Annotated in this window: 27 protein-coding genes and 1 pseudogene; 19 read left to right on the top strand and 9 right to left on the bottom strand. The window is 68.6% G+C overall.

The features are described from left to right. The first annotated feature begins 11 nt into the window (after positions 1 to 11). Genes ACIBG5_RS18025 through ACIBG5_RS18015 form a run of 3 tightly spaced genes read left to right on the top strand, consistent with a single transcriptional unit; the run spans position 12 to position 1,650 of the window. Entirely contained in the window at positions 12 to 368 is a 357-nt protein-coding gene (locus ACIBG5_RS18025; protein WP_396392630.1) for a hypothetical protein, read from the top strand. A 43-nt stretch (positions 369 to 411) separates the two neighbouring features. Continuing rightward, entirely contained in the window at positions 412 to 807 is a 396-nt protein-coding gene (locus tag ACIBG5_RS18020) for a hypothetical protein (RefSeq protein WP_396392629.1), read from the top strand. Between the two features lie 60 nt (positions 808 to 867). Next, positions 868 to 1,650, top strand: coding sequence for an inositol monophosphatase family protein (locus ACIBG5_RS18015; RefSeq protein WP_396392628.1), 783 nt, complete (start codon positions 868 to 870; stop codon positions 1,648 to 1,650). Here the strand turns inward: ACIBG5_RS18015 and ACIBG5_RS18010 are convergent. Next, positions 1,635 to 2,069 carry an Rrf2 family transcriptional regulator gene (locus tag ACIBG5_RS18010; protein ID WP_396392626.1) on the bottom strand — a complete coding sequence of 145 codons (435 nt, stop codon included), beginning with the start codon at positions 2,067 to 2,069 and terminating at the stop codon, positions 1,635 to 1,637. The genes ACIBG5_RS18015 and ACIBG5_RS18010 overlap by 16 nt on opposite strands. 61 nt (positions 2,070 to 2,130) lie before the next feature. Here ACIBG5_RS18010 and ACIBG5_RS18005 point away from each other — a divergent pair, with 61 nt between their 5' ends. Further along, on the top strand, positions 2,131 to 2,847 hold the full coding sequence (locus ACIBG5_RS18005) for an NADPH-dependent F420 reductase (protein ID WP_396392625.1): 717 nt from the start codon (positions 2,131 to 2,133) through the stop codon (positions 2,845 to 2,847). Here the strand turns inward: ACIBG5_RS18005 and ACIBG5_RS18000 are convergent, their stop codons facing one another. Further along, positions 2,848 to 4,053, bottom strand: a complete 1,206-nt coding sequence (locus ACIBG5_RS18000; RefSeq protein ID WP_396392624.1) for an NADH-quinone oxidoreductase subunit D — start codon at positions 4,051 to 4,053, stop codon at positions 2,848 to 2,850. A 26-nt stretch (positions 4,054 to 4,079) separates the two neighbouring features. On the opposite strand from ACIBG5_RS18000, the gene ACIBG5_RS17995 reads away from it, so the two are divergent. Beyond that, positions 4,080 to 4,568: a PH domain-containing protein gene (locus ACIBG5_RS17995; protein WP_396392623.1), complete on the top strand. Its 489-nt coding sequence runs from the start codon at positions 4,080 to 4,082 to the stop codon at positions 4,566 to 4,568. Beyond that, positions 4,556 to 5,851 (top strand): annotated as a pseudogene (locus tag ACIBG5_RS17990) (PH domain-containing protein); the annotation flags it as partial. The gene ACIBG5_RS17995 and the pseudogene ACIBG5_RS17990, both read left to right, overlap by 13 nt. Before the next feature lie 11 nt (positions 5,852 to 5,862). Here the strand turns inward: ACIBG5_RS17990 and ACIBG5_RS17985 are convergent. Both ACIBG5_RS17985 and ACIBG5_RS17980 read right to left on the bottom strand, forming a co-directional pair. Further along, complete coding sequence (locus tag ACIBG5_RS17985; protein ID WP_396392622.1) at positions 5,863 to 6,750, bottom strand: SAM-dependent methyltransferase; 888 nt, start codon at positions 6,748 to 6,750, stop codon at positions 5,863 to 5,865. Next, on the bottom strand, positions 6,747 to 7,304 hold the full coding sequence (locus ACIBG5_RS17980) for a 2'-5' RNA ligase family protein (protein WP_396392621.1): 558 nt from the start codon (positions 7,302 to 7,304) through the stop codon (positions 6,747 to 6,749). The genes ACIBG5_RS17985 and ACIBG5_RS17980 overlap by 4 nt, the downstream gene beginning before the upstream one ends. Before the next feature lie 79 nt (positions 7,305 to 7,383). On the opposite strand from ACIBG5_RS17980, the gene ACIBG5_RS17975 reads away from it, so the two are divergent. From ACIBG5_RS17975 to ACIBG5_RS17945, 7 genes are all read left to right on the top strand, one after another. Continuing rightward, complete coding sequence (locus ACIBG5_RS17975) at positions 7,384 to 8,265, top strand: Rossmann-like and DUF2520 domain-containing protein (protein ID WP_396392620.1); 882 nt, start codon at positions 7,384 to 7,386, stop codon at positions 8,263 to 8,265. Next, positions 8,262 to 9,089, top strand: coding sequence for a pantoate--beta-alanine ligase (gene panC / locus ACIBG5_RS17970; RefSeq protein WP_360449845.1), 828 nt, complete (start codon positions 8,262 to 8,264; stop codon positions 9,087 to 9,089). The genes ACIBG5_RS17975 and panC overlap by 4 nt, the downstream gene beginning before the upstream one ends. A 22-nt stretch (positions 9,090 to 9,111) precedes the next feature. After that, on the top strand, positions 9,112 to 10,779 hold the full coding sequence (locus ACIBG5_RS17965) for an L-aspartate oxidase (protein ID WP_396392619.1): 1,668 nt from the start codon (positions 9,112 to 9,114) through the stop codon (positions 10,777 to 10,779). Beyond that, positions 10,772 to 11,626, top strand: coding sequence for a carboxylating nicotinate-nucleotide diphosphorylase (nadC, locus tag ACIBG5_RS17960; RefSeq protein WP_360449839.1), 855 nt, complete (start codon positions 10,772 to 10,774; stop codon positions 11,624 to 11,626). Before ACIBG5_RS17965 ends, nadC begins: the two co-directional genes overlap by 8 nt. Beyond that, entirely contained in the window at positions 11,626 to 12,390 is a 765-nt protein-coding gene (locus tag ACIBG5_RS17955; RefSeq protein ID WP_396392618.1) for a type III pantothenate kinase, read from the top strand. The genes nadC and ACIBG5_RS17955 overlap by 1 nt, the downstream gene beginning before the upstream one ends. Before the next feature lie 86 nt (positions 12,391 to 12,476). Then, on the top strand, positions 12,477 to 12,911 hold the full coding sequence (locus ACIBG5_RS17950; protein ID WP_396392617.1) for a hypothetical protein: 435 nt from the start codon (positions 12,477 to 12,479) through the stop codon (positions 12,909 to 12,911). Then, positions 12,912 to 14,360, top strand: coding sequence for a multicopper oxidase family protein (locus ACIBG5_RS17945; RefSeq protein ID WP_396392616.1), 1,449 nt, complete (start codon positions 12,912 to 12,914; stop codon positions 14,358 to 14,360). It begins immediately after the preceding gene. On the opposite strand, the gene ACIBG5_RS17940 is transcribed toward ACIBG5_RS17945, so the two are convergent. Next, positions 14,348 to 14,908 (bottom strand): carboxymuconolactone decarboxylase family protein, encoded by a 561-nt coding sequence (locus ACIBG5_RS17940; protein ID WP_396392615.1) that lies wholly within the window; start codon positions 14,906 to 14,908, stop codon positions 14,348 to 14,350. The genes ACIBG5_RS17945 and ACIBG5_RS17940 overlap by 13 nt on opposite strands. A gap of 192 nt (positions 14,909 to 15,100) precedes the next feature. Between ACIBG5_RS17940 and ACIBG5_RS17935 the strand changes: the two genes are divergently transcribed. Beyond that, a complete protein-coding gene (locus ACIBG5_RS17935; RefSeq protein WP_396392614.1) occupies positions 15,101 to 15,244 on the top strand; it encodes a hypothetical protein in 144 nt (47 codons plus the stop codon). Positions 15,245 to 15,354: 110 nt separating this feature from the next. After that, positions 15,355 to 16,647 (top strand): hypothetical protein, encoded by a 1,293-nt coding sequence (locus ACIBG5_RS17930; RefSeq protein WP_396393001.1) that lies wholly within the window; start codon positions 15,355 to 15,357, stop codon positions 16,645 to 16,647. Here the strand turns inward: ACIBG5_RS17930 and ACIBG5_RS17925 are convergent. The 4 genes from ACIBG5_RS17925 to ACIBG5_RS17910 all read right to left on the bottom strand — a co-directional run bounded on the left by ACIBG5_RS17925 (position 16,633) and on the right by ACIBG5_RS17910 (position 19,293). Further along, entirely contained in the window at positions 16,633 to 17,286 is a 654-nt protein-coding gene (locus tag ACIBG5_RS17925) for a DedA family protein (protein WP_396392613.1), read from the bottom strand. The genes ACIBG5_RS17930 and ACIBG5_RS17925 overlap by 15 nt on opposite strands. A 46-nt stretch (positions 17,287 to 17,332) precedes the next feature. Continuing rightward, positions 17,333 to 18,220, bottom strand: a complete 888-nt coding sequence (locus ACIBG5_RS17920) for an SPFH domain-containing protein (RefSeq protein WP_396392612.1) — start codon at positions 18,218 to 18,220, stop codon at positions 17,333 to 17,335. Next, positions 18,208 to 18,654, bottom strand: coding sequence for an NfeD family protein (locus tag ACIBG5_RS17915; RefSeq protein ID WP_396392611.1), 447 nt, complete (start codon positions 18,652 to 18,654; stop codon positions 18,208 to 18,210). Before ACIBG5_RS17915 ends, ACIBG5_RS17920 begins: the two co-directional genes overlap by 13 nt. Positions 18,655 to 18,726: 72 nt before the next feature. Then, on the bottom strand, positions 18,727 to 19,293 hold the full coding sequence (locus tag ACIBG5_RS17910; protein WP_396392610.1) for an ArsR/SmtB family transcription factor: 567 nt from the start codon (positions 19,291 to 19,293) through the stop codon (positions 18,727 to 18,729). Between the two features lie 58 nt (positions 19,294 to 19,351). Here ACIBG5_RS17910 and ACIBG5_RS17905 point away from each other — a divergent pair, with 58 nt between their 5' ends. The 4 genes from ACIBG5_RS17905 (at position 19,352) to ACIBG5_RS17890 (ending at position 25,630) form a co-directional block, all read left to right on the top strand. Further along, positions 19,352 to 20,563, top strand: a complete 1,212-nt coding sequence (locus ACIBG5_RS17905; RefSeq protein ID WP_396392608.1) for an MFS transporter — start codon at positions 19,352 to 19,354, stop codon at positions 20,561 to 20,563. Between the two features lie 9 nt (positions 20,564 to 20,572). Beyond that, positions 20,573 to 22,093: a lysine--tRNA ligase gene (gene lysS / locus ACIBG5_RS17900; protein ID WP_396392607.1), complete on the top strand. Its 1,521-nt coding sequence runs from the start codon at positions 20,573 to 20,575 to the stop codon at positions 22,091 to 22,093. A 318-nt stretch (positions 22,094 to 22,411) separates the two neighbouring features. Then, positions 22,412 to 22,741 (top strand): Lsr2 family protein, encoded by a 330-nt coding sequence (locus ACIBG5_RS17895; RefSeq protein ID WP_131360032.1) that lies wholly within the window; start codon positions 22,412 to 22,414, stop codon positions 22,739 to 22,741. 348 nt (positions 22,742 to 23,089) lie between these two features. Next, positions 23,090 to 25,630 carry an ATP-dependent Clp protease ATP-binding subunit gene (locus tag ACIBG5_RS17890; RefSeq protein ID WP_396392606.1) on the top strand — a complete coding sequence of 847 codons (2,541 nt, stop codon included), beginning with the start codon at positions 23,090 to 23,092 and terminating at the stop codon, positions 25,628 to 25,630. The last annotated feature ends 82 nt before the right edge of the window (positions 25,631 to 25,712 follow it).

Below are 25,712 nucleotides of genomic sequence, written 5' to 3'. Positions count from 1 at the left end.
TCTGCCTGGGCGTGAGTATCGCGCTCTTCTCCCAGAATGCCTGGATTCTCCGGGCTGCCGCCGCGGGCGCCGTCGTGATCGCGATCGCCGCCTCGGTGCTGTTCCGCCATCAGTTGCTGGTCGAGCGGCTGGCCCATTCCGACGAACGCGCCCAGGTGGCGCAGGAGTACTCCCGGATCACCAGCGCGCGAGTGGTCGAGAACGCCGAGTTCGTCGACCTGATGCAGCGCCGGCTCGACAAGATCGACCAGCGCCTGGACAAGATCGACCAGGAGGTCGCCACGGTCGTTGCCGCCGGCGACAAACACTCCCAGGCCGACGCCCCCACCGTCGTCGACCTCAAACTCCGGGGCCTGGCCGCTTCCTGAGACAGACCTCCCGGCTCATACTTCGGTGTGGGGAGGGATGGCTATGGGGCTGGATGCGAACTATCCGGCGGTGACGATGAACGACCCGAACGGGCACGTCACGGTCTTCAACGAGGATCATCTGCCGATCGGGCAGTTGGGCCCGCCGCCGTTCGAGTCGGCGTCGGTGAATGTGACGTGCCGGCGGAAGGCGTGGGAGGACGAGGACTGGTACCGGCTGTTGAATGCGGAGGGCTGGCCGTTCCCGGCCACGGAGGCGTACGTCGCCGCCAACGCGACGCACGAGCTGAATCCCGGGCAGCCCTATCCGATCCCGCAGTGCGCGTCGGGTTGCCCGATCAAGATCGGGCAGGCGGCGGGTGCTGGGGCGCTGGCGATCGGTGCGGTCGCCGCCGCGGCGGCCTGGCGGCGCCGGCGGAGGGCGCCGGGGATCGCCTGACCGACCGGGTGGTGGACCGGGAGGAGCCGGGAGCCGGTCATCCCGCGTAGGTTCTGGGGTGTGGATCTCGCTGAACTGCTGAAGGTTGCCGAAGCTGCTGTTGATCGTGGGCGGGCGGTGACCGACTCCCGCGCGCCTGGGGTGCTCACGTCCAAGGGTGATCGGGACATGGCGTCCGAGGTGGACTTCGCGGTGGAGCGGGAGGTGCGTGCGTTCCTCGAGCGGGAGACGCCGGAGATCGGCGTACTCGGCGAGGAAGAGGGTGGCGCGACGGACGGGACCCGGTGGGTGCTCGATCCGATCGACGGGACGGTGAACTTCATCCACGGCGTACCGCTGTGGGGGATCTCGCTCGGGCTGATCCACGAGGGACGGGCGGTGGCGGGCGTGATCGACCATCCCGCGCTCGGGACCAGGTACGCCGCGGCCGAGGGCCACGGTGCGACCTGCAACGGAAAGCCCATCCGGGGCAGCGAGTGCGCGGATCTGAGTGACGCGTTGGTTGCCGTGGGCGACTATGCGGTCGGGCCGGACGCCGACCGGGTGAACGCCGAGCGGCTCGCCCTGACGCAGCTCCTGTACCCGCGAGCCCAGCGGATCCGGATGATCGGTACGGCGGCCACCGCGCTGACCTGGACCGCGGCCGGCCACTTCGACGCGACGATCATGTTCTCCAACAAACCCTGGGACACCATGGCCGGAGCCGCCATCTGCCGCGAGGCCGGCGTCGTCGTACTCGACCTCGACGGCTCGCACCACGCCCCCGAATCCCGCGGCACCTTCGCCGTCTCCGCAGCCCTCGCCGACCCGCTGCTCGAGCTGATCGCTCAGTCCGTCGGCTGATCCAGGCATGCCTCGAGCGCGCCGGCCAGGGTCTGACGGCGCAGTACGCCGGCCACCGCGACGGCGGCCTCGTCGTTCAGCCGGTCGAAGTACGCCTGGACTCGAATCGCGGCCGGGTTCTCGCTGCGCTCGTCCGGTCGCGACAACCACATCGGCTTCCCGCACACACTCGCCTGGTGCACGTCCAGCAGCGTGATCCGGGCGGCGTCCTTGGCCAGCTGTACGCCGCCGTTGCGGCCGCGCACCGTCTCGATCAGGCCGGCCTGGAAGAGCGGGATCAGCAGAGACCGGACGAAGCTCGGGTTGGTCCGCAAGCAGTCGGCCAGCTGCGCCGAGCTGACGAGCGGGGTGCCCTTGCGGGCGGCGTCGGCGAGCAGCAGCAGTGCCTGCATCGCGGTGCTGAACCGCAGATCCGCCATCGCCACTCCTTCGCCTAATATGTATGTTTGAGAAGTACATATTAAGCGATGAGGAGCAACCATGGCGACACTCGGGATCATCGGGAGCGGCAACATCGGGACGGCGCTGGCGAAGCTGGCGGTTGCCGCGGGCATCGAGGTGGTGCTGGCCAACTCGCGCGGGCCGGAGAGCCTGCGGGACAAGGCCGAGGAGCTCGGCGTCCGCGCGGGGACCGTCGCCGAGGCGTCCGGGGCGGGGGACTGGGTGGTCGTCACGATCCCACTCGGCCGGTACGCCGAGCTCCCGGCCGAACCGCTGGCCGGGAAGGTCGTGATCGACACGATGAACTACTACCCGCACCGCGACGGGCGGATCGCGCGACTGGACAGCGAGGCGGTGACCACGGCCGCGTTGCTGCAGGAGCACCTGCCCGAGTCACACACAGTGAAGGCCTTCAACAACATCAGCGCTGCGAACATCGTGACGCTGGCGCGGCCGAGTGGGGCGCCCGATCGCAGCGCGTTGCCGATCGCCGGGAACGCTGCCGACGCCAAGGCCTCGGCCACCGCGCTGATCCAGGCGCTGGGATTCGACGTACTGGATGTCGGTCCATTGACCGAGAGCTGGCGGTTCGAGACGGAGACGCCGGCGTACGTGACGCCGTACCTGAATCAGGCGAGTACGCCGCAGCAGCGCGCCGGAGGGAACGCCGACCCCGGCAAGCCACTACCTCTGGACGAGTTGCGCATGCTGATCGCCGACGCCCACCGGCCGCCGGTCGCGGACCGCGCCTTCTGACTACTTGTCGATGTCGCCGACCACGAAGAACATGCTGCCGAGGATGGCGATCATGTCCGGGATCACGGTGCCCGGGAGCAGCGCGGGCAGGGCGGAGATGTTGTTGAAGCTGGCCGAGCGCAGCTTGAGCCGCCACGGTGTCTTGTCGCCGCGGGACACCAGGTAGTAGCCGTTGATGCCGAGCGGGCTCTCGGTCCAGGCGTACGTCTGGCCCTCCGGCACCTTCAGGATCTTCGGCAGCCGCACGTTGACCGGGCCGGCCGGCAGAGACGACAGCTTGTCGATGCACGCGTCGACCAGGTCCAGCGACACCTTCACCTGCTCCAGCAGGACCGAGAACCGCGCGAAGCAGTCGCCCTCCGGCCGGGTGACGACCCGGAGTACGCCGTCCTGCAGGAGTTCGTCGTACCCGAGGTACGGCTCGTCGCGGCGGAGGTCGGCGTCGACGCCGGACGCGCGGGCGATCGGGCCGGAGACGCCGTACTGCGCGATCAGCTCCGGCGCGAGCTTGCCGACGCCGACGGTGCGGGCGCGGAAGATCTCGTTGCCGAGGATGATGTCCTCGATGTCGGGCAGCCGTTTGCGGACCGCGACCGAGGCGGCCGACGCGCGGCCGAGCCAGCCGTACGGGAGGTCCTCCTTCAGGCCGCCGACGCGGTTGAACATGTAGTGCATCCGGCCGCCGGACAGCTCCTCCATCACCGCCTGCAGCGTCTCCCGCTCGCGGAACGCGTAGAAGACCGGGGTGATCGCGCCGAGCTCGAGCGGGTACGAGCCGAGGAACATCAGGTGGTTCAGGATCCGGTTCAGCTCGGCCAGCAGGGTGCGCAGCCAGACCGCGCGGACCGGCACCTCGAGGCCCATCATCCGCTCCACCGCGAATACGACGCCGAGTTCGTTGGCGAACGCGGACAGCCAGTCGTGCCGGTTCGCCAGCACGATGATCTGCCGGTAGTCGCGCACCTCGAACAGCTTCTCCGCGCCGCGGTGCATGTAGCCGATGATCGGCTCGCAGCCGACGATCCGCTCGCCGTCCAGAGTCAGCCGCAGCCGCAGTACGCCGTGCGTCGCGGGGTGCTGCGGCCCGATGTTGAGCACCATGTCGGTGGTCGCCAGCTCCGAGCCGCTCCCGGTCCCACCCCGCTCGTACGCAGGGTCGAATCCAGCCGCTCCAGCGCCGATTCCCACGACTCGTTCGGTACTCATGCCCTCTATCGTGACAGGCTGGGTACGTGGATGACCTCTTCGCACCCTCGGATGTCAGCTGGACGCCGGTCTCGCCGAAGCTGGCCGCGGTCCGCCGACTCAACGCGGGGATCACCGCAGGCGTGGCCGGAGTCGTGCTGCTGATCGTGCTCGGGATGACCGTGGGCTGGCTGTACGGCGTCCTCGCACTGCTGGTGGCGGCGGCCGGGTTCGTCTGGGCGTGGGTCCTGATCGGGCGCAACCAGCGGTCCTGGAAGTACGCCGAGCGTGAGGACGAACTGCTGGTCAGCCACGGGATCATGTTCCGCGAGCTGGTGGTGGTCCCGTACGGCCGGATGCAGTTCGTGGACGTGGCCGCGGGACCGCTGGAGCGGGCGTACGGGATCGCCACGGTGGAGCTGCACACGGCCACGCCGGCGACGGACGCCAAGATCCCCGGCCTGCATCCGGACGAGGCCGGTCGGCTCCGTGACCGCCTCTCCGCGCTCGGCCAGGCCCAGGCGTGGGGCCTGTGACCGAGCCGACGCCCGGCCCGCCCGGGCAGCAGACAGCGGGATTACGACCGCCGGTGACTGAGCAGACCGGCGCCCGCCTCCACCCCCTCACGCCGTTCGTGAAGGGCTGGGGGTACTTCGTCGTCGCGGCGTTCGCGCTGGTCAACAACGAGGGTCTGCGGAGCAATCTGACCATCGCAGGTATCGGACTGGCCGCGGTGCTGGTCGGCGGCATCCTGCTGGGCGCACTGTCCTGGTGGTTCACCAAGTGGCAGCTGACCGACGATGCGATCCGGGTCGACAGCGGGTTCCTGTTCCGGCGTACCCGGATCATCCGGTTCGACCGGATCCAGGCGATCGATGTGGCGCAGCCGTTCGTCGCCCGCCTCTTCGGGATGGCCGAGCTGCGGATGGACGTCGCGGGCGGCGGCAAGAGCGACGGCAAGCTCAGCTACTTCGCGTACGAGGAGGCCGGCAGGCTGCGCACCACACTGCTGGTCAGGGCCAAGGGTCAGCAGGTCGCCGAACAGCAGACCGCCCGGGTCGAGTTGGAGCCGTTGCTGGTGGTCCCCACCGGCCGTCTGCTCGGTGCGACCCTGCTGTCGTCCACAGTCCTTGCCAGCGCGGGTGGTCTGGTCTGGTTGATCGCCGCAGCGACCGTGCTGAACTTCCACATCGGTCTGTTCGCCGCTGTGCCGCTCCTACTCGGTGTGGTGCAGCCGATCTGGAAGCAGGTCGTCGGTAACCACGGCTTCACCCTCTCGGAGAGCGACCACGGTCTGCGCACCAAGCGCGGCCTGTTCGACGTCCAGCGGCAGACCGTGCCGCCCGGCCGGGTGCAGGGCCTGCTGATCACCGAGCCGCTCATCTGGCGTCTGCTGGGCTGGTCTCGCGTGGAGCTGGACATCGCCGGTGTGGCGGGCAACAAGGACGAGGGCGACAACGACCGCGAGGGCGCGCAGCTGCTGCCGGTCGGCGAGCGGGTCGAGGTGGCCGGCGTACTCGCACGGGTCCTGCCCGGCTTCGACTTGTCTCGCATCGACATGCAGCGCGCCCCGGAACGTGCCAAGTGGCTGCGCCCCATCGGCTGGCGCTACCTCGCGTACGGCGCCGACGATCAGGTGCTCGTCACGGTCCGCGGCTGGGTCAGCCGCCGTACGTCAATCGTGCTGCACCACAAGACCCAGTCCGTGCGCTTGCAACAGGGCCCGCTCCAGCGCCGCCTGGGCCTCGCCAACGTTCACGTAGACACACCCCTCGGCCCAACCGACGCCGTAGCCCTCCACCGCGACCAGTCCGAGGCGGCATCGCTGCTTCAGAACCAGGCGGACAGGGCCCGCGAAGCGCGCCGTACGGTGTCGTCGCCGTTCGCCGTCCAGACCCAGCCGAAGCCACCGAGCCCGGACGGGTCCAGCAGCTCAGCGGCCTCGCCGGCCGACGACAGCTCGGACAGGTAGCGCAGCGGGTCCGTCTGAGCCAGCTCCAGGCTCGGACGGGTCGCACTCACTCCGAGGGCTCTCAGAGCGTCTCTCTGGAGCAGCAGGGAGCCTCCGAGCGAGTCCAGGGCCACATGGGCTGTCACGTCGCAGGAGCCGTCCAGCAACGGGTCGCACTCGCGGCCGTCGCGGAAGCCGGTCACGGTGCCGTACGGCGGACGGCTGGCGCGGAGATGGCCGTAGTCGATCGCCACGGCGAATGCGCCGTCGGTGAGGCGGTGCAGGATGTCTGCCCAGGCTTGGTCGCGAGTGGTGCCGATCTCGGCGCGGTCGCCTGCTTCGTGGAGGGGCCACCAGGTGTGCAGCCAGGCGAGATCGTTGCCGTCGACAACATTGCCGAGGGAGAGGTCGGCCAGCAGGTACCGCGGTACGCCGTCCTCGTCGAGCTCGGCGACGTCGCAGGGGATGTTGTCCAGCCATTCGTTGGCGATGACCAGGCCGCTCAGGGACGCCGGCAGTTCGTCGTCCAGTTCGATGTTCAGGACGGAGAGCCCTTCGGTGCGGAGGACCTTGCCCAGTTCGCCGGAGCCCGCACCGATGTCGACGACCTCGTCGGCGCCGACCTCGCGAGCGAGCCGTGCGATGGCCTGTCCGAAGAGCGCTGACGCGTGCACTGACGTGCGGAAGTGCGCAGCCGGCCGTTCACGCCGGTAGAACCCGTCCGGTCCATAGAGCGCCGTGTGCCAGCCTTCCCGGAATGTCGTCATGCACCCAGTGGGACCGCACCGAACTGGCGCCAGACGCTGTCCGCGCCCTCCCGCCACAGTCCGACCTCGGTGAGCTGCACGACAGGCGCCGCCTCCTCGGCGAGCGCGGCCTGGGCTTCGGCAACGACAGTCGGGCCGCCCTCGGTGGACGACGCGATGGTGAGGTGCGGATGCGGGTCCAGGAACTCACCGCCGTACGGCGGGCACTCGGGAAACGCCTCGTAGACCGTCAGCACCAGGGAACGCACAGTGTCGAACGGCTCCGGCCGCAGCCACGCCGTACCGTTCGGGAACTGTCCCGCCGTCGGGAAGCTCAGCTCGAAGGGCTCGACTTTCGCCAGCACAGAGCTCAACCGCTCCACATCGGCGTCTGCGGGCTCGGCGACCCACGGCACCAGCACACTGACGTGCGGTGGGATGAGCTTGGTCAGCGAGACCTGCGGCCGAAGCCTCGAGCGGGACACCGAACGCCAGCGGTCCGTGTACGCCGCCAACTCGGGAACTGTGATCAGAATCGCCGTCAATCCGCGCCGCGTGGCCCAGTCATCGCTCACCACGCCATGCTCTCATCACTTAGGCTGGCCAGTGGATCGTCTGGTACCCCGCCGCGGGACTGGAACGAAAAGAGTGAAGATGGAACGGATCGGCTTGATCGGAGCCGGCCGGGCCGGGACCGCCGTGGGAGCAGCCTTGGCGGCCGCCGGACATCCCCTGGTCGGCGTCACCGCACGGTCGCGCGCGTCACGCGAACGCGCCGCCCGGTTCCTCCCGCATGTACCGGTGCTGACTCCCGGTGAGGTCAGCGAACGCGCCGACGTGGTCCTGGTCGCCGTACCCGACGACCTGATCCGTGAGGTCGCCGCCGGACTGCCCTTGACCAGCGATCAGTACGTCGTCCATCTGTCCGGCACGCACGGGCTCACGCCACTGCAGGGTCTGCCGGCGACTCCGGTCTCGCTCCATCCGCCGATGACGTTCACCGGGGACGACCCGGTCAGCCTGGACGACGTGCTGTTCACGGCGACCGCTCCGGACGCGGCCCGGCCGATGGTCGAGCGGTTGGTGAAGCTGCTCGGTGCGCAGGTGCAGTGGGTGGCGGAGGAGAACCGTGCTCTGTATCACGCGGGTCTCGTGCATGGCGCGAACCACCTGACAACGTTGCTTACCCAGGCCCTCGCCGTACTGCGGGAAGCAGGCGTCGCGGATCCGGCAGCAACGCTTCGGCCATTGGTGACCGCAACCCTCGACAACACGCTGCGATCCGGTCATCATGCGCTCACCGGGCCGATTGCCCGGGGCGATGTCGACACGGTGGCAGCTCATCTGGCCGTACTCCCGGACCGGACGGCAGGCACGTACGCCGAACTGGCCAGGGCGACGGTGGACCTGGCGGCAGCGGACGGACGGTTGTCCCCGGAGACGGCGGAAGCGTTCTACGAGGTGCTGAAGGGGCACCGGGCTGGCAACCCGGATGAGGTGCTGGAGCGGTATGGGACAGGGGAGGCACCGCGATGAGACTTACCCAGACGAAGGCCGAACTGCGGGCGGCAGCGGCGGTCCGGCCCCGGGCGGTGGTGATGACGATGGGCGCCCTGCACGAGGGGCACGCGGCGCTCCTGGCCGAGGCACGCGAGCGGGTCGGGCCCGAGGGCAGTGTGGTGCTGACGATCTTCGTGAACCCGTTGCAGTTCGGGCCGGCTGAGGACTTCGACCGCTATCCGCGCACGCTGGCCAGCGATCTGGCGGTCGCCAAGAACGAAGGCGTCGACCTGGTCTTCAATCCGTCCCGCGACGAGCTGTATCCGAACGAGCCGTCCATCACCGTGCATCCCGGCCCGCTGGCCGACGAACTCGAGGGCATGGTCCGGCCGGGCCACTTCGCCGGCGTACTGACAGTGGTGGCGAAGATGCTGCACCTGACGGCGCCCGACCTGGCACTGTTCGGCGAGAAGGACTACCAGCAGCTCACGCTGATCCGCGAGATGGTGTGCGACCTCGACTGGGACGTCGACATCGTGCCGGTGCCGACCGTGCGCGAGCCCGACGGTCTCGCCTTGTCCTCACGCAACCGCTACCTGGACGAGACCGAGCGTGACGAAGCGCTGGTCCTGTACCGCGCGCTGACCGCGGGCGCGAAGGCCGGAATGAACGGTCCGGACGCCGTGATGGCCGCCGCCCAGGCCGAACTGGAGGCGGTGCCGTCGGTGAAGATCGATTATCTCGCCTTGCGCGCACCGGATCTCGGCCCGGTGATCGGCCCCGGCGAGGCCCGCATGCTGATCGCCGCCCGCGTCGGTCTGACCCGTCTCATTGACAACATTTCCATCACGCTCAGGTGAAAACGATTGATACGGTCGCTGGATGACCGCTCCTGCTGTCCCGCAACGGTTGTCTGCGCCCGAACCCGGTTGGACAGACACCGTCGACGTGGTGGTGATCGGTTCCGGCATCGCCGGACTGACCGCCGCACTGAAAGCCCGTGAGCTCGGCACTGTCCTGGTGGTGACCAAGGATGTCGTCGCCTCCGGCTCGACCCAGTGGGCCCAGGGCGGTATCGCTGCCGCGCTCAGCCCGGAGGATTCGCCCGAGGATCATCTGCAGGACACCCTGGTCGCGGGCGCCGGACTGTGCGATCCGGACGCCGTACGGGCGCTGGTGACCGAGGGACCGGACGCGGTGCGAGACCTGATCGAGCTGGGTGCGCGGTTCGACACCCTGGCCGACGGAGACCTGTCGCTGACGCGGGAGGGCGGGCATCATCGCAACCGCATCGCGCACGCCGGCGGAGACGCGACCGGCGCGGAGATCGAGCGGGCGCTGGTCGCCGCGGTGAAGCGGGCCGACGACATCCGGCTGATCGAGCACGCCCTCGTCATCGACTTGCTGACCGCTGCGGACGGTGGCGTTGCCGGAGTCACCCTGCACGTCATGGGTGAGGGCCAACTGGACGGCGTCGGCGCGATCCGGAGCCGAGTCGTGATCCTGGCGTCGGGCGGTATCGGCCAGTTGTACGCCGCCACGACCAACCCGAGCGTGTCCACGGGCGACGGCATGGCGCTGGCGTTGCGGGCCGGCGCCAAGGTGCGTGATCTCGAGTTCGTGCAGTTCCACCCGACCGTGCTGTGGCTGGGCAAGAGCGCGAAAGGCCAGCAGCCGCTGGTGTCCGAGGCGGTCCGCGGCGAGGGTGCGTTCCTGGTCGATCACGAGGGCCATCGGTTCATGCAGGGTCAGCACGAGCTGGCCGACCTCGCCCCGCGCGACATCGTAGCGAAGGCGATCATGCGGCAGATGTTTGCCACCGGCAAGGATCATGTCTACCTGGACGCACGCCACTTCGGCGACGAGAAGTGGCGGGTCCGCTTCCCGACCATCCTGGCGTCCTGCCGCTCGCACGGCATCGACCCGGTGCGTGAGCTGATCCCGGTCGCGCCGGCCTGCCATTACTCGTCCGGTGGTGTCTGGACCGACCTGGACGGCCAGACGTCGATGCCGGGGCTGTACGCCTGCGGTGAGGTCGCATGCACCGGTGTCCACGGCGCCAACCGGCTGGCCTCGAACTCCCTGCTCGAAGGGCTTGTCTTCGCTCGGCGGATCGCTGCCCACCTCGCCGACGGCCTCCCGCCGCTGCGTGAGCCGGTCGCCGACAGCCGTGTCCCCGGTCTGGTCGACGCGGACCTAGTCGACGAGGTGCAGCGGGTGATGACCGTCGGTGCCGGTGTCATCCGCAGTGCACGCGGATTGTCGGAGGCCGGTGCGACCCTCGCCAAGCTGATCGAGCAGCCGGCCGGCGAGCCGGGTACGCCGGGATGGGAGGCGACCAACCTGGTCACGGTGGCGTCCGCACTGATCGCCGCGGCCACCGTGCGCGAGGAGAGCCGCGGCTCTCACTGGCGTGAGGACCACCCGGATCGCGACGACCGGAACTGGTCGGGCAGTCTGGACCTGACCCTCCCGCCCGAGGGAGAGACCGCGAGACCACGTACGACGTTCGTCCCGCATGACACCAAGGAGAATGCTCACCATGGATGAAGCCGTCGACCGGCAGTGGGTCGGTGACCTGGTGCGGGCCACCATCGAGGAAGACCTGGCTGGTGGCGCCGACGTCACCACGGTCGCGACCGTCGACCCGGACCAGATCTCGGTGGCCGAACTCGTCGCGCGTACCGATGGCGTGGTGGCCGGGCTGGAGGTCGCCGAGCTGGTGATCCGGCAGGTCGCCGCTCCGGACGAGGTCGAGCTCGAGTACTCGGTCCGTGACGGTGCGTCGGTGCGCAAGGGCGACGTACTGATGACGATCCGCGGCAAGACGCGCCAGCTGCTGACCGCCGAGCGGACGACGCTCAACCTGCTGTGCCATCTGTCTGGCGTCGCGACCCTCACCCGCCGGTGGGTCGACGCGGTCGAGGGCACCGGTGTGGTCATCCGCGACACCCGCAAGACCATGCCGTTGCTGCGGTCGCTGGAGAAGTACGCCGTTCGCTGCGGTGGCGGCAAGAACCACCGGATGGGCCTGTCCGACGCGGCGCTGATCAAGGACAACCACGTGGTCGCGGCCGGCGGGGTGGCGGAGGCGTTCCGTCTGGTCCGCAAGGCCTACCCGGACCTCGCGGTCGAGGTCGAGGTGGACTCGGTCGACGACGCGCTGATCGCGGTCGAGTCCGGTGCCGAGCTGATCCTGCTCGACAACATGGAGGTCCCCCAGCTGCGTGAGGCGGTCGAGAAGGTGGCCGGCCGGGCCCGGCTGGAGGCCTCCGGCGGACTGACGCTGGATCAGGCCCGGGCCGTGGCCGAGACCGGGGTCGACTACTTCGCGGTCGGCGCCCTCACCCACTCGGCGCCGGTGCTCGACATCGGGCTGGACCTGCGGGAATCCTGATGCTCCTCGCCGTCGCCGTCGAAAACACCAGGACGCTGGTCGGCCTGGTGCTCGACGGCACGGTCAAGCGGCACTGGTGGGTCGGCACCGATCCCCGGCGTACGGCCGACGAGTGGGCGGTCCTGCTGCAGGGACTGCTGACCGGAGAGTCTCCCGTGTCCGGCATCGCTGTGTGTTCCGCCGTACCGCATGTGCTGCACGAGCTCCGCGATGTGGTCGCGCGCTACTACCCGCACGTGCCGGGCGTGGTGGTCGAGCCGGGTGTGAAGACCGGATTGCCGGTGCTGGTGGACAACCCGCGCGAGGTCGGCACCGACCGGATCGCGAACGCGCTTGCCGCGGTCAACCAGTACGGCGCGCCCTGCCTGGTCGTCGACGTCGGTACGGCGACCACCATCGACGTGGTCAACCCGGCCGGCGCGTTCATCGGCGGAGTGATTGCCCCAGGCATCGAAACCGCGACCGACGCGCTCGGCCAGGCCGCCGCCCAGTTGCGCCGAGTTGAACTCGTCCGACCACGCGCAGTCGTCGCGAAGAACACCGTCGAGGCCCTTCAGTCGGGGGCGATTCACGGCTTCGCGGCACTGGTCGACGGTTTGGTGGGACGGATCCGTGCCGAGCAGTCGCTTGATTCGTCGACCCCGGTGGTGCTGACCGGTGCCCTCGCCCCCCTACTCGCCGGCGAACTGATCACCCAGGTTCGTCACGAACCGTTGCTCACCCTGCACGGCCTGCAGCACGCGTTTGCCCGCAACAACCAATAGTTGCCCGATCGGGCCAGAGCCCTTGTGCCCTTGTGGTGACCGGGATCACCATGTGCTCAGGGGAAATCCGGGGTTGGGGGAGAGCTATGAGGTCCGTTTATCGGGTACTCGCCGGTCTCGTTGCGATCGGTGTGGTGCTGCAGGCGATGTTCGTCGCACTCGGCTGGTTCACAGCGATCAAGGACATGGACGACGGCTTGGTCATCGACAAGAACTACGAGGGCAACGCCGGGCACATGCTGCACGGCCAGTTCGGGATGCTGTTCATCCCGATCATCGCGCTGTTGCTGCTGATCGTGTCGTTCTTCGCCAAGGTCCAGGGTGGAGTCAGGTGGGCGCTCTACGTGGTCGGCCTGGTCGCGCTGCAGATCGTGCTCGCGTTCCTGTCGTTCGGCGTGGCGCCCGTGATCGGGACACTGCATGCTCTGAACGCGTTCGCGCTGCTCGCCGTCGCCGGTATTGCGGCCCGGCGAGCCGCCCCCGCACCGGCGCCGGCCGCCGAGCCGACAACCGCCGTCTAGATGCCTTTGGCAACAAAGCTGGCCGAGCGGCGCCGGCTGCTGGTCGCTGTCGCCGCGACCCTGGCCGTGCTGGCACCGCTGGCCTTCTTCTGGCAGCGGAGCCTGGTCCCGAACGACCTCTCCCCGATGACCATGGGGTACGCCGACTATGGCGGCGGCCCCGTGGTCCACGCCCATCACGGGCAGGACGTCAGCACGCTCAAAGGTCCGGCCGACGGGGCGCCTGACGTGGCGGTGGATCTGACCGCCCGGAAGGAGAAGTTCGAGATCCCCGGGCGCGGCCCGGTGGACGGGTACACGTTGAACCACACGTCTCCCGGACCGCAGATCGTCGCAAAACAAGGCGATCTGATCCAGGTGACCCTGCACAACGAGTCCGTGCCCGAGGGGATCACCCTGCACTGGCACGGAGTCGACGTACCGGCCGCCGAGGACGGCGTCGCCGGCGTCACCCAGGACGCGGTCGCCCCCGGCCAGTCGTTCGTCTATCGCTTCGTCGCGAAGGACGCCGGCACGTACTGGTACCACTCGCACCAGGTCTCCCACGAGCAGGTGAAGAAGGGCCTGTACGGCGTACTGATCGTGCAACCGAGCACGACCGATGTGATCGCCGCCGTGCATACGTACGACAAGATCCGGACCGTCAACGGCGGGTACGGCGAGCGCCGCGTGGCGGCACCGGGATCGACGGTCCGGGTGCGTCTCATCAACACCGACAACGGGCCGATGGCTGCCTGGGTCGACGGAGCGCCGTACCGGGTGATGGCGGTCGACGGGACCGACGTGAACGCGCCGACCGAAGTGAGCAACAAGACTGTGCTCGTCACCGCGGGTGGCCGGATCGATCTGCAAGTGACGATGGCGCAGGGATCAGCCGTGCGGATCGGCCTGGGTGGTGGTCCGACCACGCTGGTGATCGGCGACGGCAACGCGCCGACCGGCACCGAGCCGCGTGACCGGGTCGACCTGTTGAGTTACGGCTCGCCGAAGAGGCTCGGGTTCGATCCGGCGAAGGCCGACCGGAATTTCCACTACAACATCGGCCGGCGGCCCGGGTTCTTCGACGGGAAGCCGGGGCTGTGGTGGACGATCAACGGGCAGCAGTTCCCGGATGTGCCGATGTTCGTGGTGACCGAGGGCGACGTGGTCCGGATGACGATCAAGAACACGTCCGGGCAGGTCCACCCGATGCACCTGCACGGCCACCACGTCGTCGTACTCAGTCGCAACGGCACGGCCGCGACCGGCAGCCCGTGGTGGACGGACTCACTGAACGTCGAGGACGACGAGACCTACGAGGTCGCGTTCGTCGCCGACAACCCGGGCATCTGGATGGACCACTGCCACAACCTGCCGCACGCCGCGCAGGGCCTGGTGACCCACCTCATGTACGCCGGCGTCACCAGCAACTTCCACCTCGGCGGTTCCCCGGGCAATCAGCCCGAGTGAATCGGCCCTCCGACGGTCAGGGCCTTGCGGAGGGTCTCGGGAAGGGTGTTGAAGGCGGCGTCGGGCGGGGTGCCGGTCGCTGCGAGGGTCTTGGAGAAGAAGGCTCGGGCAGCCGCGGCGAGGACGACGTCGAGAACGTCGGTGTCGGTCAGTCCGACGGCCTTCAGTTCGTCCACGTCCGCCTGGGTGATGCTGTCCGCGGACAGCGCGACCTTGCGCGCGAAGGCCATCACGGCACGGTCGACCGGGTCGGCGGGCGGCTCGTCGACCAGCGCCGCGACCTCCTCGGACGTGTAGAACTTGTCGGCCAGCACCTGACCGTGCGCGAGGCTGCAGTAGCTCGACTTCAGCGCGGTCGCGGCGGCCAGCGTCGCCAACTCGTAGCGGCGCAGGTCCATGGATTCCTTGATCGCGCCGTTGAGCTGTTTCCACGCGTCGTACACGGCCGGCCGGGCCGCGAACGTGGTGACGAAGTTCGGTATGTGACCCGCCGGAGCCCGGTTGCTCTCGAAGAAGTCGCGGTTGGACGGTGTGTCGATGAACGCCATGCTCGTTCCCCCCTTGTCGCTCCTTCACGGTAGGTCCGGCGTACCGATCCGGCAACGAGGTCGCGGCTATTGCCCGACTTGCCGCAGCAATGCCTCAGTGGCAACGGCGTGAGGCCACGAGGAGGAGTGGCTGCAGCTCGGCGAGGAAGGTGTCAAGGACTCCGGAAGCCGGACCTCCCGCTGGTGCTGGGGATGATGCAGTACGAGGGCGACCCGGAGGTGGTGGCCGAGATCGTCAGTCACACCCCGTGGCCGGTCCGGTCCTTCGTCCCGATGCTGTCCCGCCGGGCCTTCCGCAAGCACGCACTCGCCGGCCACGGCACTGCCACGCCCTGACCGCCGGCATACCGATCCGGCAACGACCCTACGGACTCGGTGGGCTGATCTGGGTATGGTTCAGCGGTCGGTTGTGAGGCAGCTGAGACGAGGTGGTCGGAGTGCGGCGGATGCTCGCCGCGGCGCTGGCGGTGGTGTGTGGCACAGCCGTGCTGACCGCCTGCTCCTCGGATCCGGTTCCCACCGACGTGGCGGTCGGCTGGTCCGGTGACGGCCGGACCGCGGTCCAGGTCAGCTGGAAGGACGACAACGCCCCGAACCGGATCACCATCGAGGGTGTGCTCAGCGAGAGTCCGTCGTACGTGAAGTACGTCGGCGCCGGCGACGCGAACAGCTGGGACATCCCGACCTCGGCCTTCCCACCGGACGGGAACTACCGGGTGGCGGTCGCCATCGGGACTTCGCAGGGCGGTGTGACCAGCAAACTCGCGCGCTCGCCCGTCTTCGACACCGACGGGCCGGTCGGTCCCAGCGCGGCGACGGCGGCACCGGCGGGCCGATCGGGCGCGCTGATGCAGTGGACGGTGCCCGTGGTGCCGCAGGACTTCACCCCGAACGACCCGCTCGACGTGAAGGGACCGCGCACCCAGACGTACGTGCCGATGGTCGGCGAGCCCGGCGAGCAGTTGCGACCGGTCGGCCCGGCGACGACGTCGACGCGCCACGTCATCAACAGCATCAAACCGCCGTACGTGTTCCAGGTCCGGACGCAGAACGAGTGGAGCACCCGGCTCGGTGGGCAGGTGCTCGGCCTGACCAGCTCGATCAGCGCGGCGATGCCAGGGCTGGCCCAGTTCAGCCTGCCGATCCGCGCCCGCGGCCGGGTCATCCTGCAACAGGTGGCGTGCGAGCCGGAGACGCCGTGCACCCAGCGGCGGGCCACGCCGGCCGGGGTGCCGATCGTCGTACTCACCCAGGTGATTCCCGGTGGCCACTGGACTCCGGTGGCTCGCGGTAGGACGACAGCCGGCGGGCACTACGACATCGGGGTTCCGACCGGTGGCAGCCGCCCGTACGCCGTCACGGTCCCGAACTACACCAAGCCCGGTCTGCTCACGAGTACGTCGACCAGCCGGCCGACGTACGTCCGCAACGTGGTCCGGGTCGTCTCGTCCGGGTTCGCCGGCGGGCTGACGGTCAAGAAGCGCGGGTCGAACGTCACCGCGTTCGCGATCATCAAGCCGGCCATGAGCTCGACCGCGACGCTGCAGGTGTGGAACCGCGTGCTGCGCCGCTGGGTCGGCGTCAAGGCGACGCCGATCCGCAACGGCCGTACGTCATGGACGTTCCGGGCGGGCTCGGCGGGGAACTTCGTCTACCGGTTCGTGCTGCCGGCCGCGACGATGTACGGCCGGTCGATGAGCGGGACGATCACGCAGCACCTCGCGCTATACGTCCGCTGACTCCGGCTCCCGCACCGCGGCGGTCTCCCGATGCCGGCGGCGGATCCGGTAGTAGGTGTACGCCGCGACCGCGGCGAGTGCGAGCACGACCAGGGCCCAGACCGACAACTGGCCGAAGATCTTGTCCGCGTTGTCGCCGATGTTGTACGCGACGATGCCGATCGTGGTCGCCCAGGCGATCCCGCCGGCCGCGTTGGCAGCCAGGAACTTGGGGTACGGCATCCGCAGCATGCCCGCCATCGGGCCGGCGAAGATGCGCAGCAAAGCCACGAACCGGCCGAAGAAGACCGTCCAGACGCCGTACCGGTGGAAGTACTTCTCGGCCTTGACGATGCGGTCCTCGGAGAAGTGGTGGAACCGGCGGCCGAGCCGCTCGAACAGGCTCCGGCCCGCCTTCCGGCCGATGTAGTACCCGACCGAGTCGCCGACGATGGCGCCGGTGGCCGCCGCGGCGATGACGAACTCGAGGTGCAGGTTGCCCTGCGACGCCAGCAGCGCGGCCGCGATCAGCGTCGTCTCACCGGGTAACGGAACCCCCATGCTCTCGACGCCGATGACAAGGCCGACCACCAGGTACGCGACGATCGCCACCCCGCCGGTCGGGACCATGATCGCGAGCGCGTGCAACGGTTCCCCCATACACCCATAGTGACATCCGGGGTCAACCGATTACGGGACGAGGCAACTATTTCAGGGGATTCTCAGGGCTGTGGCCGTTGGTGTCGGGAGGAATTTCGGGGAGATAGCCGTTGAACGCCTTGGTGACGTTCTGTAGCGCGGAGGTGACCTCGGACGGGATCACCCAGAACGTGTTGCCCGGGCCCTTGGCCAGTTCGGGCAGCATCTGCAGGTACTGGTACGCCAGCAGCTTCGGGTCCGGGTCGTTGCGGTGGATCGCCTCGAACACCGTGTCGATCGCCTTCGCCTGACCCTCGGCCCGCAGGATCGCGGCCTGCCGGTCGCCCTCGGCGGTCAGGATCCGGGACTGCCGCTGGCCCTCGGCTGTCAGGATCGCGGCCCGCTTCTCCCGGTCCGCCCGCATCTGCTTCTCCATCGACTCCTTGATCGACGGCGGCGGGTCGATCGCCTTCAGCTCGACCCGGTTCACCCGGATGCCCCACTTGCCCGACGCCTCGTCCAGTACGCCGCGGAGCTGGGAGTTGATGTGCTCGCGGGAGGTCAGCACCTTCTCCAGGTCCAGGCTGCCGATCACGTTGCGCAGTGTGGTGACGGTGAGCTGCTCGATCGCCTGCTCGAAGTTGGCGATCTCGTACGCCGCCGCCCGGGGATCGGTGACCTGGACGTACAGCACCGTGTCGATGTCGACGACCAGGTTGTCCTCGGTGATCACCGAGCGCGGCTCGAACGAGATCACCTGCTCGCGCAGGTCGATCAGCTGTCGGGGCCGGTCGATGAAGGGGATGACGATGTTCAGCCCGGGCTCGAGAGTGCGCAGGTAGCGCCCGAGCCGCTCGACGTTCGTGGCTCGCGCCTGCGGCACGATCCGGACGGTCCGAAGTACCAGGACGACGGCGAGCATGGCGACGACCAGCCCGATGATCAGTTCGGCCATGGATCCTCCTGAGGATGGACGAGGGCGGTGGCCCCCTCGATGGCGAAGACATCGACCCGGGTCCCCGCGGGGATCAGCAGGTCCGGGTCGTACGACCGGGCACTCCACTCCTCGCCGCCGATCTTGACCCGGCCGGGATCGCGGCCGCACGGGGTCAGCACCACGGCCTCGCGCCCGATCAGCGCCGCGACACCGGTCCGCAGCTGCGGGTGCGATCTCAGGTGCCGTCGCGCGACCGGCCGGACCAGCGTGATCATCGCGCCGGCCGTGACGGCGAACGCGAGGAGTTGCAGGCCGGTCCCGAGGCCGAGACCGGCGACTCCGGCCGCGGCCAGCGCGGCGACGGCGAGCAGCAGCAGATCGAGGGTTGCCGTCATCAACTCGGCGGTGCCGAGGACAGCGGCGATGATCAACCACAAAAGCCAGGACTCCATATGACCACCCGCCGGCGGAGAGGACCTCTCTTTCGAAGGTACCCCTGGATACGCGCGAAGGCAGCTAATGGTTCAGCTATCTTGTGGCGGCTTCCCGGTCGGTACGACGGCCAGCAGGGTGCTGATCATCCGGGTACCGGCCGGATGGCTGGTCAGGCTCCGGCCCTTCTTGTAGCGGTCGACCAGGTCGACGAGCTCCTTCCCGAACTGCCTGGCCTCCTCATGGGTGAGCCACAGCCGGGACCGGCTCAGCGAACTCACGTCGTCCCAGGGGTCGTCGTCGGCCATCTCCTGGAACTGCTCGAGCACCCGGTCCGCCGTCGTCCGCATGATCGTCTGGCTGGCCAGCCGGCCCGCGTTGGACGCCTGCGACGAGATCATCAGGCTGCCGGCCAGCGCCCGCCAGGGCCGTTCCCGCCCGTCGCCGGACTCCTCGGCGCGCTCGATGATGCCCCAGCGTTCCAGGGCCCGTAGGTGGTAGCTCATCGCCGACGGGGTCAGCCCAGCCAGCTCCGCACACTCGGTCGCGGTCAGCACCCTGCCGTTGTAGAGCTCGTCGATGACCCGCTGCCGGGCCGGGTGCGCCAGGGCGCGGATCGCCCGCGGATCGGTGATCACCACGCGTTTCTTCTTGGCCACGAGGTCAGCGTAACCAATCCCTTGACGATCCGGAATATGAAGCAGTAACTTCACAACTATGAAGCAATCACTTCAGACTTCGATCTGGTCCTTCCCCGACATCCGGCTGGTGCTGCCCGCCCGCGCGCTGTCCTACGCGGGTGACTCGGTGGCACTGGTCGCGCTGATGCTGCGCGTGTCCCACGACGGCGGACCCGGCGCGATCACGGCCCTGCTGCTGGCGTTCGCCGTGCCGACCGTCGCGATGATCCCGTTCGCCGGCCGGATCGTGGACGGCCACGACTCCCGCACAGTCCTGGTCTGGGCGTCGCTGCTTCAGGCGGCCGCCGGTGTCGGTCTGGCCTTCAGTCATGGCCTGGCCGAGACTCTGGCGCTGGTCTGCGTGTTGCAGGTCGGTCAAGCTGTGGCCGGACCTGCCTGGGGTGCACTCATCCCGCGCATCGTCGGCGACGAGCTGGTCGGCAAGACCACCGGCACCAGCCAGGCGCTGATCGGCGTCGCCACCCTGACCGGCTCCGCCGCCGGTGGCGTGCTCGTGGGCTGGTCCGGCGACCGCGGCGCCCTCCTGATCGACGCCCTGACCTTCCTCGTCCTGGGCCTGGTCGCCCGGCTGGTCACCACCCGCCGCCGCCCCGAGCCGGGCGCTGTCCGGGAGCCCGGCGCGCTGATGGCCGGTCTGCGCAGTCTGTTCGGCGACTCGCTGCTCCGGATCCTGGTGACGTGTCTGTGGGTCTTCGTGCTCACGGGTGAGGCGGTCAACGTCGTCGAGGTGTTCCTGGTCACCGACGAGGTCGGACTCGGCGCGTCGGGCTATGGCTGGCTGATGGCCGCCCAGGGAGCCGGAGCGATCCTCGGGGCCTGGGGCAGTGGCCGCTTGGTGACAGCTGCGTCCCGCTCCCGGGCCTTGCTGGCCGGGATGGCCGCCATCGGCGGTTCGTGCGTGCTCATGGGCCTGTCGCACGACGTGGTCACGCTGGCCATCGGCTGCCTGGCGGTCGGAGCCGGCAGCGGCATGCTCAACGCCGCCTGCAGCACCCTCATCGTCACCCGGACGGCCGAACACGTCCGCGGGCGGGTCGTCGCGGCGCTGGGCGGCACGGTCCGGGGCTGCAGCCTGATCGCGCTTCCGCTGGGTGGTCTCCTCGGCGCGGCGCTCGGGACCCGGATGACCTTCGTGGCCTGCGGGATCACCGGCGTGGTGACCGCTGCGATCGCCGCCGTACTGCTGGTGCGAACAAAGGATTCGGTTGTGGAGGCGGTCAGTCACTAGCCTTTAGGCATGACAGACGCACACGTGAACCCGGTGAACCCCGACAGCGGGCAGGACGACCTGCCCGAGCAGATGCGGGTTCGCCGGGAGAAGCGTGACCGCCTGCTGGCGGAGGGAGTGCAGCCGTACCCGATCTCGGTGCCGCGGACGCACCTGCTGAAGGACCTGCGGGCGAAGTACGACGGACAGGAGCTGGAGCCGGACACCCGGACCGGCGAGCAGGTCTCGGTGGCCGGCCGGGTCATCTTCCTCCGCAACACCGGCAAGCTGTGCTTCGTGCGGCTGCGCGAGGGCGACGGGACCGAGCTCCAGGTGATGCTGTCGGTGGCCGACCTCGGCGACGAGGGGCTGGCCCGGTTCAAGCAACTCGTCGACATCGGCGACCTGCTGTCCGTCCAGGGCGAGGTGATCACCAGCCGTCGCGGTGAGCTGTCCGTGCAGGCGACCGGCTGGCAGATGGCCGCCAAGACGCTGCGCCCGCTCCCGAACGAGCACAAGCCGCTGAACGAGGAGGCCCGCGTCCGGCTGCGCTACGTCGACCTGATCGTCCGCCCGGAGGCGCGCGAGATGGTCCGGAACAAGGCCGCCGTACTGAAGTCACTGCGGGCGACCTTCGACGCGCACGACTTCATCGAGGTCGAGACGCCGGTGCTGCAGCTGACCAACGGCGGCGCCGCGGCGCGGCCGTTCTCGACCCACCTGAACGCGTTCGACCAGGAGATGAAGCTGCGGATCGCGCTCGAGCTGGATCTCAAGCGGGCGATGATCGGCGGCGTCGACCGGGTCTTCGAGATCGGCCGGACGTTCCGCAACGAGGGACTCGACTCCACCCATGCGGCGGAATTCTCGATGATCGAGGCGTATGAGGCGTACGGCGATTACGACACGATGGCCGAACTCTTCGCCGAGCTGATGCGGAACGCCGGTCGTGCGATCGGCCGGACCACGATCACCGCGCGCGACGGTTCGGACATCGATCTGGAGCAGCCGTTCCGGCATACGACGCTTTTCGGTCTCGTCTCCGAAGCCGTCGGTGAGACCGTCGACGTGACCACCGACGTGGCCGCGCTGACCAAGCTGGCCGAGCAGCACGACGTCGAGCTGCAGCCGGGCTGGAATGCCGGTGAGATCGCGGTGGAGTTGTTCGAGAAGCTGGTCGAGCACACGCTGATCCAGCCCACCTTTGTCCGTGACTATCCGGAGTCGGCGCGGCCGCTGGCGAAGCCGCACCGCGAAATTCCCGGACTGGTCGAGGCCTGGGACCTGATCGTGAACGGCGTCGAGCTGGGCACCGCCTACTCGGAACTGAACGATCCGGTGATCCAGCGGGAACGCCTGGTGGCACAGTCGTTGCTGGCCGCAGCCGGCGACCCGGAGGCGATGGAGCTGGACGAGGACTTCCTGCGCGCGATGGAGTTCGGCATGCCGCCGGCCGGCGGGATGGGGATGGGCCTGGACCGGCTGGTGATGCTGTTCACCGGCGCCGGTATCCGGGAGACGATTCTGTTCCCGTTGCTGCGCCCGGAGTGATTCCGCCCGCACCCGAGTGATTCAGGAAACCGGCCCGGAGGTTCGTTGCATAGCACAACCTCCGGGTCATGCAATTCCCGGGGTCCAATTGATTCCGGTCCAGCCCGAGTTACGATCCACCGGCCCGGCTGAATACTGAAGGTCACCGTCGGAGCACAGTGTCGCCCGTACCTCACCGAACCGAAGGTTTTGGTCACATCTTTCCGGAACATTCCGGGTGGTGAATGACACGAAGGCGGTTTGTGCGGTACAAATCAGGTGCGAACAATTCGGCAGGGGGATTGTGCCCGGTGGCGGGCGCGGAAAGGACTGTCATCGATGGCGCAAAGGGTGCAGGTAGTTCTCGAGGACGATCTCGACGGAGGTAAGGCCGACGAGACCGTGACCTTCGGGCTGGACGGCACGACGTACGAGATCGACCTGTCGAAGAAGAATGCCGCCAAGCTGCGCGACGCCATGGCCGGGTACGTCGGCTCGGCGCGCCGGGTGTCCGGGCGCCGCGGTGCCGCGGGCCGGGCACGGGGCCGCGGCCGGTCGGCGTCGGACTCCGCCGACATCAGGGCCTGGGCCAAGGAGAACGGCTACGAGGTGAGCGAGCGGGGCCGGATCTCCGCCGAGGTACGCGCGGCCTACAACGAAGCCAAGTAATTCCCACGGACCTGCCGGTCCCGGCGCCCACCAGGGTGCCGGGACCGTCCGCATTCCGGTTGTTTCACAGTGTGGACGCCCCGGTGACCGGGGATCGGGAGCGGATGGTTGCTCCGGCAGGTAGTTCGGTGAATTCGCTGGTGGCGAACACGCTGTCGGATCGGGGCCGGACGGGAACACGCTGGAGAGCCACGGGGTTCTTCCCTTGTGATGCCTCCCGGTGGTCGATCGAGCAGTGTTCTTTTGTTCGCCCAGAGCGAGCCTGTCGGCACCGGGGACTAGCATGCATGTACGGGGGTCGGACCACACGGTACGTCCGACTCCTCTGAGGCAAGGAGCGCTTTGGCGATGTTTGAACGATTTACGGACCGCGCCCGTCGGGTAGTCGTCCTGGCTCAGGAAGAGGCCAGGATGCTCAGCCACAACTACATCGGGACCGAGCACATCCTGCTCGGCCTGATCCACGAGGGTGAGGGTGTCGCCGCCAAGGCTCTCGAGAGCCTGGGTATCTCGCTCGAGGCTGTCCGCTCCCAGGTCGAAGAGATCATCGGCCAGGGGCAGCAGGCACCGAGCGGGCACATCCCGTTCACCCCCCGCGCCAAGAAGGTGCTGGAGCTCTCCCTGCGCGAGGCCCTGCAACTGGGCCACAACTACATCGGCACCGAGCACATCCTGCTCGGCCTCATCCGCGAGGGTGAGGGTGTCGCCGCGCAGGTCCTGGTCAAGCTCGGCGCGGACCTCAACAAGGTCCGGCAGCAGGTCATCCAGCTGCTGAGCGGGTACCAGGGCAAGGAGACGGCGTCCGCCGGTGGCCCAGCCGCCGAGGGTGCGCCCAGCAGCTCGCTGGTGCTCGACCAGTTCGGCCGGAACTACACCCAGTCGGCCCGCGAATCGAAACTCGACCCGGTGATCGGGCGCGAGATGGAGATCGAGCGGGTCATGCAGGTGCTGTCCCGGCGGACCAAGAACAACCCTGTCCTGATCGGTGAGCCGGGCGTCGGCAAGACCGCCATCGTGGAGGGTCTGGCCCAGCAGATCGTCCGTGGTGACGTCCCGGAGACGCTGAAGGACAAGCAGATCTACTCACTCGACCTGGGCGCACTGGTAGCGGGGTCCCGCTATCGGGGTGATTTCGAGGAACGCCTGAAGAAGGTGCTCAAGGAGATCCGCACCCGCGGCGACATCGTGCTGTTCATCGACGAGATCCACACCCTCGTCGGGGCCGGCGCGGCCGAGGGCGCGATCGACGCGGCGAGCATCCTGAAGCCGATGCTGGCCCGCGGCGAACTGCAGACCATCGGTGCCACCACCCTCGACGAGTACCGCAAGTACGTCGAGAAGGACGCCGCGCTGGAGCGCCGGTTCCAGCCGATCCAGGTGGCCGAGCCCTCGATCGCACACACGATCGAGATCCTCAAGGGCCTGCGGGACCGCTACGAGGCACACCACCGGGTGACCATCACCGACGCCGCGCTGGTGAACGCCGCGCAGATGGCCGACCGGTACATCTCCGACCGGTTCCTGCCGGACAAGGCGATCGACCTGATCGACGAGGCCGGGGCCCGGCTGCGGATCCGCCGGATGACGGCTCCGCCGGACCTGCGCGAGTTCGACGAGAAGATCGCGAACGTGCGCCGGGAGAAGGAGTCGGCGATCGACGCGCAGGACTTCGAGCGCGCCGCGAGCCTTCGCGACGACGAGAAGAAGCTGATCAACGCCAAGTCGGAGCGGGAGAAGCAGTGGAAGGCCGGCGACATGGACGTCGTCGCCGAGGTGGACGAGGAGCTGATCGCCGAGGTGCTCAGCACGGCCACCGGCATCCCGGTCTTCAAGCTGACCGAGGAGGAGTCGACCCGGCTGCTCGACATGGAGAAGGAGCTGCACAAGAAGTACATCGGCCAGGAGGACGCCGTGAAGGCGGTGTCGCGCTCCATCCGGCGTACTCGTGCAGGCCTGAAGGACCCGCGTCGCCCGAGCGGCTCGTTCATCTTCGCCGGCCCGTCCGGCGTCGGTAAGACCGAGCTGTCGAAGGCACTGACCGAGTTCCTGTTCGGTGACCAGTCGGCACTGATCAGCCTGGACATGTCGGAGTACTCCGAGAAGCACACGGCGTCCCGGTTGTTCGGGTCCCCGCCTGGCTACGTCGGGTACGAAGAGGGCGGTCAGCTGACCGAGAAGGTGCGCCGCAAGCCGTTCAGCGTGGTGCTGTTCGACGAGGTGGAGAAGGCCCACCCGGACATCTTCAACTCGCTGCTGCAGATCCTGGACGAGGGTCGTCTGACCGACGCCCAGGGCCGCGTGGTCGACTTCAAGAACACCATCATCATCATGACCACGAACCTCGGGACGAAGGACATCGCGAAGGCCGTCAGCCTCGGCTTCTCGCAGGCCAGCGACACCTCGGGTTCGTACGAGAAGATGAAGGCGAAGGTCACCGAGGAGCTCAAGCAGCACTTCCGGCCCGAGTTCCTGAACCGCGTCGACGAGATCGTGGTGTTCCACCAGCACGGCCCGGACGAGATCATCAAGATCGTCGACCTGATGGTCGGGCAGGTGGAGGAGCGGCTCAAGGACAAGGACATGGGCATCGAGCTCACCTCGGCGGCGAAGGAACTGGTCGCCAAGCGTGGCTTCGACCCGGTCCTGGGCGCCCGTCCGCTGCGCCGCGCACTCCAGCGCGACGTCGAAGACGTGCTGGCGGAGAAGATCCTGTTCGGGGAGGTGCGCCCTGGCCAGATCGTTCTGGTCGACGCGGCCCCCGAGGGCACGGTCAACTCCGACGGCCTGGCGGAGTACTTCACCTTCACCGGTACGCCGAAGGCGAGCAGCCCCGACCTGGAGCTGACCGACCTGGCCGCCGGTGGGAGTTCAGGTCTGCAGGACACCTGATCTGAGGGACCTACCTTCCAGCAAGCCGAGCGCGGCGAGCACTTTGCTCGCCGCGCTCGGCATTTTTCTTGCAGCAGATCTG

The sequence above is a fragment of the Kribbella sp. NPDC050241 genome (genome assembly GCF_044459685.1).
Classification (GTDB): domain Bacteria; phylum Actinomycetota; class Actinomycetes; order Propionibacteriales; family Kribbellaceae; genus Kribbella.
Note: the sequence above shows the minus strand (reverse complement) of the source record. Positions and strands in the feature narration are given on the sequence as shown.